The 8,074-nt window shown below is 70.4% G+C and carries 4 protein-coding genes and 1 pseudogene; 2 read left to right on the forward strand and 3 right to left on the reverse strand.

The annotated features are described in order from the left end of the window. Positions 1–116: 116 nt before the first annotated feature. Entirely contained in the window at positions 117–3,335 is a 3,219-nt protein-coding gene (locus tag AB0P06_RS33605) for a BTAD domain-containing putative transcriptional regulator (RefSeq protein ID WP_363614182.1), read from the reverse strand. A gap of 274 nt (positions 3,336–3,609) precedes the next feature. On the opposite strand from AB0P06_RS33605, the gene AB0P06_RS33610 reads away from it, so the two are divergent. Continuing rightward, positions 3,610–5,829, forward strand: a complete 2,220-nt coding sequence (locus tag AB0P06_RS33610; protein WP_363614184.1) for a tetratricopeptide repeat protein — start codon at positions 3,610–3,612, stop codon at positions 5,827–5,829. Here AB0P06_RS33610 and AB0P06_RS33615 read toward each other — a convergent pair. Together AB0P06_RS33615 and AB0P06_RS33620 are read right to left on the reverse strand one after the other, a co-directional pair. Continuing rightward, positions 5,744–6,382: a hypothetical protein gene (locus tag AB0P06_RS33615; protein WP_363614186.1), complete on the reverse strand. Its 639-nt coding sequence runs from the start codon at positions 6,380–6,382 to the stop codon at positions 5,744–5,746. The two genes, AB0P06_RS33610 and AB0P06_RS33615, sit on opposite strands and share 86 nt — an antisense overlap. Beyond that, positions 6,379–7,623 carry a hypothetical protein gene (locus AB0P06_RS33620; protein WP_363614188.1) on the reverse strand — a complete coding sequence of 415 codons (1,245 nt, stop codon included), beginning with the start codon at positions 7,621–7,623 and terminating at the stop codon, positions 6,379–6,381. Before AB0P06_RS33620 ends, AB0P06_RS33615 begins: the two co-directional genes overlap by 4 nt. A gap of 355 nt (positions 7,624–7,978) precedes the next feature. On the opposite strand from AB0P06_RS33620, the pseudogene AB0P06_RS33625 reads away from it, so the two are divergent. After that, positions 7,979–8,074, forward strand: a pseudogene (locus tag AB0P06_RS33625) (electron transfer flavoprotein subunit beta); the annotation flags it as partial.

Below are 8,074 nucleotides of genomic sequence, written 5' to 3' on the forward strand. Positions count from 1 at the left end.
CAGCACGCGGCATGAGGTGCCTCGGTGAGTGGCCTGCGGGGATCCTACTCCATCCCTGACCCATGGGAATCAATGCGTCACATGCGCGACTCTGACCCCCTCTACGGAACGCCTCTTCAGTTCCGTGGAAGATGAACTACGCGTGTCAAATGATCAATGCTGATCGAATCTGTCACCTCTAGTGACCGGAGAAGTTCCAGAGCTCTCCGGGCGGTGGTGTGGGCTGCATCGAGGCTGCCTGCGCGAAGGTATGCATCGGTCAACAGTTCGCGTGCTCGAACCTCCTCGTGCGGAGCCTGAATCTGATAGGCGAGGGCTGCTGCCTCCTTGAGATGGCCGATCGCCTGTTCGAAACTATCGAGCGAGTATTCGGATCTTCCTATGCCTCGAAGTGCGGCCGCTTCCTCCCTCGCGGCACCGACCGAGCGGGCCAGGGCCAGTGCCCGTTCGTGATGGCTAGCCGCCTCGTGGTGGCTGCCGAGCGTATTGAGGAGATCTCCGATCCCATTGCAGGTGTCGGCCTCGTGTCGGATGCTGCCGAGCTCACGAAATGTCGCGAGCGCGGAGCGGTAGAGGTCGCTGGCCGACTCGAATTCGTCGGGTGTATCGATTGTGGCGGCCAGATTGACCTTGACAGTGGCCAGGTCGAGCTGCGACACCGAATCGTCGCCTATTCTGATGATGCGCTCAAAGGCGTGTCGTGCCGCCTTGCGGTCGCGCATTCCGAGGTGGAGCTCCCCGATATTGTTGAGAATCTTGAACTCCAGGCTTGAGTCCGAGAAGGACTGGGCATGTGGCAGGGCTTCGGTCAGAGCGTCCAATGCCGCCTGGTGATTCCCCATGCAAAAATGGATCACGCCGACGTTGCAGAGGAACCGGGCGATATTCCAGTGATCACCCGTGGCCCTCCGCACTTCCAGGGCCTCCTGTTGAACAGCCAGGGCGGACGCCAGGTCGCTCTGGGCCCAGTGCAACTTGGCGTGCTTGTCCAGGGCCTCGGCGACGGCCTCGGCGTCGCCCTCGGTGCGGGCGAGCGTGAGGGCGTGGTCAAGGGTCTGCCAGGCCTCAAGGTAGCGGGACATGTGGATAAGGGGCGCTCCAAGGTCGATCAATGCCCATGCCTCATGCCGGTTGTTCGCCGTGGCACGCCAGTGCAGGACGCCTGCGAGGTGAGCTTGACGCGCGTCCGCCCAGTGGCCCTGTGCGTCGAGATGGCCGGCCAGGAGGTGGGAGAGCCAAGCGCCGGCCTCGGTCAGGCCGCCGCCTCGTAGGCTTTCCTCAAGTGCTGTCAGGCTTGCGTGTTCGGCCTCCAGCCACCGTCGTGCGACGGTGGTTTCGGACAGCTCTAGATCATCCAAAAGATCTTCTAGATAGAAGAATTGATAGATCGTCGGAAGATTGAGTCGAGGCCTGTTGGGATAGGCGGCATGGTCGGCGCGGTCGGTCGCGTGGAGCGCCAGGCCGACGAGGCGGCGCAGGGCGGCGTCACGGGCCTCGGCGCTCTCCTCCTGGTGCGCCAGTGCGACGGCGTATTCATGGAGGAGATCGTGGAACTGGTAGCGCTCCGGCGAGCGTTCCTGGATGAGATTCAGTTGGAGGAGGCTCTCCAATATTTGATCGGTCAGATCCAGCGGTTGCCCGATCAGCGCGGCTGCGGAGTGGAGACCGAAGTCCGGTCCCGGGTGCAGGCCCAGCCTGCGAAAGGCTTGTTGCTGCTCAGTGGACAGCGATTGGTAGGAGAGTTGGAACACTGAGGCGATGGTGACGAAGCCGTCGCGTATTTCGGAGAGTCGGCCGTTCTTCTTGGAGAGGCGCTGGATCAGAGTGTCCAGTGACCAGGACGGCCGCGCCCTGAGTCGACTTGCGGCCAGCTCGATGGCAAGGGGCAGTAGCCCGCACTGGCGGACCACCTCGGCAATCTTGGCTCGCTCATGGGCCCGTTCCTCCCCGACGAGCTGGCCGAACAGGTCTATGGCATCACCGACAGGGAGGGTGTCCAGGAAGAGTGAGCGGGTCCCTGGAAGCTCCGTGAGGCTTCGACGGCTGGTGACGATGATCAAGGAGGTGGGGGCGGCAGGCAGTATTGGTCTCACCTGCCCCGGATCCACCGCGTCGTCGAGGACCAGGACTGCTCGCCGCTCGGACAAGAGCGTGCGGCACAGTCCGGCGAGCTTGTCCGGGGTCGACGGCAGCTCGGACGCTTTGACACCGAGCAGTCTGAGTACGGTGGTTGAGATGGTGGCCAAGCTGAGGGGATGTTGCAATTCTGCGTGGGCGCGGAGGCGTACGTAGTACTGTCCGTCGGGAAAGTCGGCCTGCAGCAGATGCGCCACGCTGAGAGCGAGTGCGGTCTTACCCACCCCCGCCATGCCGGCGATGGACTCCACGGTGACGACACCGCCGCTTGTCGCCGCCGAGAACTGGTTCGGCAGGAGGCGGCGGATCTCCTTGGCGCGTCCGACAAGTCTGGTCCTGGCAGGAAGATTTGATGTACCGACCGGTTCGGTAGACCTCTTCGGCATACCGTGTCTGCCTGTCCGCCGCCCTGAGCTGATCGGCAATTCGGAGACCGGTTGGTTCTGCAGCATTCGGTCGTGCAGGCGGGTGAGCCACTCGCCGGGGGCGGTGCCGAGTTCGGCGCGTAGGAGGCGGACGACCGCGGGGTAGACGCCGAGTGCCTCGGCCTGGCGGCCGGAGCCGTAGAGGGCGGTCATCAGGTGGCCGGCGAGGCGTTCGTCGGTGGGGCGCTGTTCGCGGAGGGCGGTGAGCTCGGGGACCAGGTCGCTGAAGCGGCCGAGGCGCAGTTCGACCTCGACGCGCAGGAGGGTGGTGGCCAGGCGCTGGTCGGTCATGGTGGTGCGGGTGGCCTGGGCCCACGAGCCGGGGAGGCCGGCCAGTGGCTCGCCGCGCCACAGCTCCTCGGCGCGGCTCAGCACGGTGCGGGCCTGGGTGTCCTCGCCGTTGTCGGCGAGGGTGCGGGCCCGGCGGGAGAGGTCGGTATAGCGGTGCCAGTCGATCAGCTGGGGGTCCACCCTGAGTACGTACGTGTGCGATTGGGTGTCTATTTCGGCGGCCTCACCCGGGTGGTCCAGTCCTTTGCCCTCGGTGGCCCTGAGGAGATTGCCCCGAAGGCGTGACACATGGCTGTAGAGGCTGCCAACCGCGCTTGGAGGTGGGTCTTCACCCCAAAGGCGGTACGCAAGTGATTCATGGGACAGCGGCTTGCCGACATCCAGCGCCAAGGCCGCCAGCAGGAGGCGCTGCTTGCCCGGACCAGGCGGCAACACCCTCCCGTTCACCGACAGTTCAACTGAACCAAGGAGATGGAACTCCAATTCGACGCCCCCCGCCGGTTGGCTACCAGCTTGCCGTGTCGCAGGTGAGCATCGCATGTCTCCGGGGGCTCGGGCTATAGCACTGGGCCTGTTCCGGGAGTAGCGCTTCCAACGAATTCTCGATATGACTGTGATTCATGTGGTAGTGGCCGTACGGTAATTGATCAACGAAACGGCGCCACCACTCGGATGCTTTGGTCTGCGGGCGGGGGAAACCGATGGCACCAACGGCACCAATGGCACCAACGGCGAACGCGGGTGGCGGGGGCCGCCGGTGAGCGAGGCGGATCTTCCGGCGTCGGTCCAGCGGAACTCGATCGAGGACGCCCGCGTCACCGGGACCGTGGTGCAGGCCGGGGCCATCCACGGCGGGGTTCACCTGCACGCGCCCGCGCTTCCCGTGCCGCGGCAACTCCCGCCGGTGCCCAGACGGTTGGTCGGCCGGGAGGGTGATCTCGCGGCGCTGGACGAGTCGTTGGGGGCGTCGGTCGCGGAGCCCGCGGCGGCGGATGTGACGGTGGTGGTGACCGGGCCGGCCGGGGTGGGGAAGACGGCGCTGGCCGCGCAGTGGCTGCGCGGGCTGTCCGGGCGGTTTCCGGACGGACAGCTGTACGCGGATCTGCGCGGGCATGCCCCGGGCGGGCCGGTGGATCCGGTGGAGGCGCTGGGCGGGTTCCTGCGGGCGTTCGGGGTCGGTCCGGTGCCGGGGAACCTGGCGGAGGGCGTGGCGCTGTGGCGGTCCGTGGCGGCGGATCGCCGGATCGCGGTGCTGCTCGACAACGCGTCCACGGCCGCGCAGGTCCGCCCGCTGCTGCCGGGTTCGGAGCACACGGTGGTCGTGGTGACGAGCCGCCGCCGGCTGACCGGGCTGGGGATAGACGGCGCGGTGTTCCACCCGCTGGGGCTGCTGGCGCGCGCCGCGTCCGCGCAGATCCTCGCCCAACGGGTGGGCGAAGGCCGGGTGGCCGCCGAACAGGCGGCCGCGGCCGAGGTGGTGGAACGCTGCGCGGACCTGCCCCTCGCGATCTGCCTGGCGGCCGCCCGGATCGCGGCGCGCCCGGTCCAGCGGCTCGCGGTCACCGCGCGGGCGCTGGGGCAGGATGCGGATCGGCTGGCGACACTCGACGTGGAGGGGGAGACCGTGCGCAACGTCCTGGACGCGTCCTTCGAGGTGCTGGAGGCGGACGCGGCCCGGCTCTACGGCCTGCTGGGGCTGCTGCCGTTCGCCGAGTTCACCCTGGAGGTGGCCTGTGTGGCCGGCGACCTGCGGGCGCCCGAGGCGGATCGGCTGCTCGACGGGCTGATGGATGTCCATCTCCTGGAGGAGCTGAGCGACGGCTGCTTCCGCTTCCACGACCTGGTGAAGCTGCACGCCCGGGCCTGCGGCGAGCCCCTGCGCGACGGTCCGCCCGGCCGGACGGCCGCAGACCGCGTCCTCGACTGGTACCTGGCGTCCGCCACCGCCGCCGAGGAGCTCATCAGCCCCAGCCACCGCACGCTGCCCCGCGACTACGCGGGTCAACCGGCCCGCCCGGCAAGGGTGTTCGAGGACGAGGACGAGGCGCTCGGCTGGCTGGACGTCGAACGCGACCGGCTGATGGCCGCGCTGCGCTGGGCCGCCGAGACCGGTCGGCACGCCACGGCCTGGCAACTGGCCGACGCCATGTGGCCGTTGTTCCTGCGCTTACGCCCGGCGCGGCTCTGGGTGGAGGCGCACCGGACCGGTCTGGCCGCCGCCCGCGCGGCCGGCCACCGGGCGGGCGAGCTGCGGCTGCTCACCTCGGGCGGCCACGGGCTGCGCAACGCCCGGGAGGACGAGGAGGCCGCCGACTGGTTCGCCGAGGCGCTCGAACTGGCGCGGTGCTCGGCCGCCCCCCTCGCGGAGGCGGACGCGCTGTACGGTCTGGGCCAGACCCACCGGACGGCGGGCCGACTGGCCGAGGCGGCCGGTTGCCTCGACGAGGCCGCCGGGATTCGGGCGGCGAAGGGCCTGGTGCGGGGCGCCGCGCTGGCCCGGCTGAGTCTCGGCGACGTCCTGCTCGCCGCAGGGCGTGCGGAGGAGGCCGTCGGCATCATCACCACAGCCCATCGGGAGCTGGCCGAGATCCCGGACGCGTACGAGGCGGCCCGCGCGCTCGCGTTCCTCGGGCAGGCGCACAGCGCGCTCGGCGCGTACGGGCCCGCCGAGCGCTGCTTCGCGCAGGCGCTCGACGGGTTCCGGGCCGGACGCGCGCGCCTCTGGGAGGCGCGGGTGCTGGAACTCTCCGGCGAGCTGGAGCGGTTGAGGGGCCGGACGGCCGAGGCGAGGGCCCGGTTCCAGGCGTCGTTGACCGGTTACCGGGAGCTCGGCGCGCCCGATGCGGCCAGACTGGCCGGCCGCATCGGTGCGCTGGACGACGGTCCGGGCCTCACCCCCCGCCCGGGCGATCCCGGCGGTCCCGGCGACCCTGATGGCTCTGATGACTCCGATGGGCCGCACGCGGCGGACGGCTGAGGCAGGTGTCGAGCAACTCGTAGGAGTAGTAGGCCGAGGTGGCCATGCCGGTGAGTTCGGCCAGCCCGCGGCCCGCCGCGAGCCAGGCGTGCGCGAGCGAGCCGATGGCCAGCCGCTGCCAGGACGAGCGCGGGCCGCTCGTGCCGTCCCGCAGACGCATCGCCAGCCGTCCGCCGGTGCGGGCGAGGACGAGTACCGTCCCGGCACCGCAGTCGGCGGTGACCACCGCGCAGCCGGGGTGGGTGCGCAGCGCCTCGGTCAGCTGCTCCAGCGCGCCCTCCGGGGTGGCCGTGCCGAGGTGGAGGACGTCGGCGTGGTGGCGCCACCGGGCGGCGTCCGGCCCGGTGAGGTCGAGCGCGAGGTGCTCGTCCACGAAGGCGCGCCGGGGCTGGTCGGCGCCCGGGTCCGGTGGCAGGCAGCTGGTCAGCAGACCGTGGCAGGCGCCGGCGGGGGAGTGGATCCGGGCCTCGAACAGCGTGGCGGGGAGCCCGGCCGACGGCACCAGACCGTCGGCCGGGGTGAGGCGCACCGTGTGCAGTGCGGCCACCGTCATGCCCGCCCGGAGGCGAGCGGCACCGGTGCCGGCGGGCCGTCGAGTGGGGCCGGCAGCGGCAGCGCCGGGGGCTCAGGTTCGTGGGCGGGCTGGCCGAGGCCGACCACGCGGTAGAGCAGCCGTCGCATGTTGCGGTCGAACCGGCCGGGCTCGGAGGTGATCCCGTCGGCGATGGCGGTGTACTCCTCGGGGCGGTACTGCGCGGCCGCGTAGGCGAGTTGGCCGGTCAGCGGGTGGGTGGGGTCGAGCGCGGGCGCGGTGCGGGCCAGCAGCGCGCCCGGCGAGCGCGGGTTGACGTCCCGGTGCGGGTACTGGGCCAGCAGGATCGGCGCTCCGGTCATCGCGCCGTAGAGGGTCACCGAGCCGTGGTCGCCGATGATGAAGTCGGCGGCGACCAGCAGCGGCCGCCAGTCCGCCTCCGGCGGGATCACCGTGACCGCTCCCCGCGCGGTGGCCATGGCCCACGAACGGACCTGCCAGGGGCTGTGCGCGGCGGCCACGTTGGGGTGGACGAGCAGGGCCGTCCGGTAGCCGTGCCGGGGAAGTTCCGCCGCCAGCCGGGGCAGTACCGCGTCGAGCCGGGTGAACAGCGAGCCCGATCCCCAGGTGGAGCAGACCAGCACCAGCTTCTCGTCGGGCCGCAGCCCCAGCGCCGCCCGGTGGCGCTCCCGCGCGGGCAGGGCGGCGGCGATCCGGTCGTAGCAGGCGTCGCCGACGACCTCGGCGACCGGCAGCGCCTCCGGGCAGCCGCGGGCCAGCTCGGCGAGGTCGTCCTGGTGCGCCAGCGCGTACGACTCCGGGACCACCCGGCCCTTCCAGACGACGTACTCCGGCCCGAGTCCGCTGGCGGTGCGCTCGCCGCCGGGGCCGGGCGTGCGGGACAGCTTGATGTGCCGCGCGCCGTGCGGCAGCCGGACCAGCGGCCCGTGCAGCTGCTCCAGCCCCTGCGAGCCGGCGGCCAGTACCAGGTCGAACTCGCGCCGGACGGCCTCCTCCCACGGCAGCACGGTGCCGCCGAGCAGCCGGATGTGCGTCTCGGCGCCCCCGTTGAACGCGTGCGGCGCCACCGTGAACGTCACGTGGATCCGCAGGTCCGCGCCGAGCAGGGTGTAGATGTCGTGGAGCCGCTGGGCGTACACGGCGGTCTGCGCGACCACCAGCACCTCCTTGCAGCCCGGCAGCGTCGCCCATCGCCGGCCACCGCCGACCGTCGTGTGCTGTTCCCCGTGCACCAAGGTCATCTCGTTCCCCCTCCTTGATCCCGGTCGGGGCCTCCGATCGGTTGCCCCGCCGGGGGTGTGCCCGCGAGGTCTGGCGGATTCCATGCCGCGTTCTGGACGGTGCTTGCGGAAACCTTGCCGCGCGGCTGCGGGCCTCTCGACGACGGGCGAAGGGTACTGAGTTCCTTTACGCGGGGTACTGAGTGCCGTATTCTCTCGGTGAAGCCTCTGACGTCAGTCGAAGAGAGCCGACACGGCATGCCGGTCCAGGCGGCGCTTGCTGCTCGCAGGGTGCGGCCGGGCCGGACTTGGCACTCAGTACCCTGGGCATGACCTGAGGCCATGGACCAGTGCACCCGTTACAGGAGAACCGCTCATGAGCTTGAGGATCGTTGTCTGTGTGAAGTACGTGCCGGATGCGACGGGGGACCGTCGTTTCGCGGAGGATCACACCACCGACCGGGAGGGCGTG

The sequence above is a fragment of the Kitasatospora sp. NPDC088351 genome (genome assembly GCF_040685575.1).
Lineage (GTDB): Bacteria > Actinomycetota > Actinomycetes > Streptomycetales > Streptomycetaceae > Kitasatospora.

Excerpts from the sequence above, each read along its gene's own strand:
- AB0P06_RS33620 (WP_363614188.1), bottom strand. The coding sequence starts at position 7,623 with ATGACCTTGGTGCACGGGGAACAGCACACGACGGTCGGCGGTGGCCGG.
- AB0P06_RS33615 (WP_363614186.1), bottom strand. The coding sequence starts at position 6,382 with ATGACGGTGGCCGCACTGCACACGGTGCGCCTCACCCCGGCCGACGGT.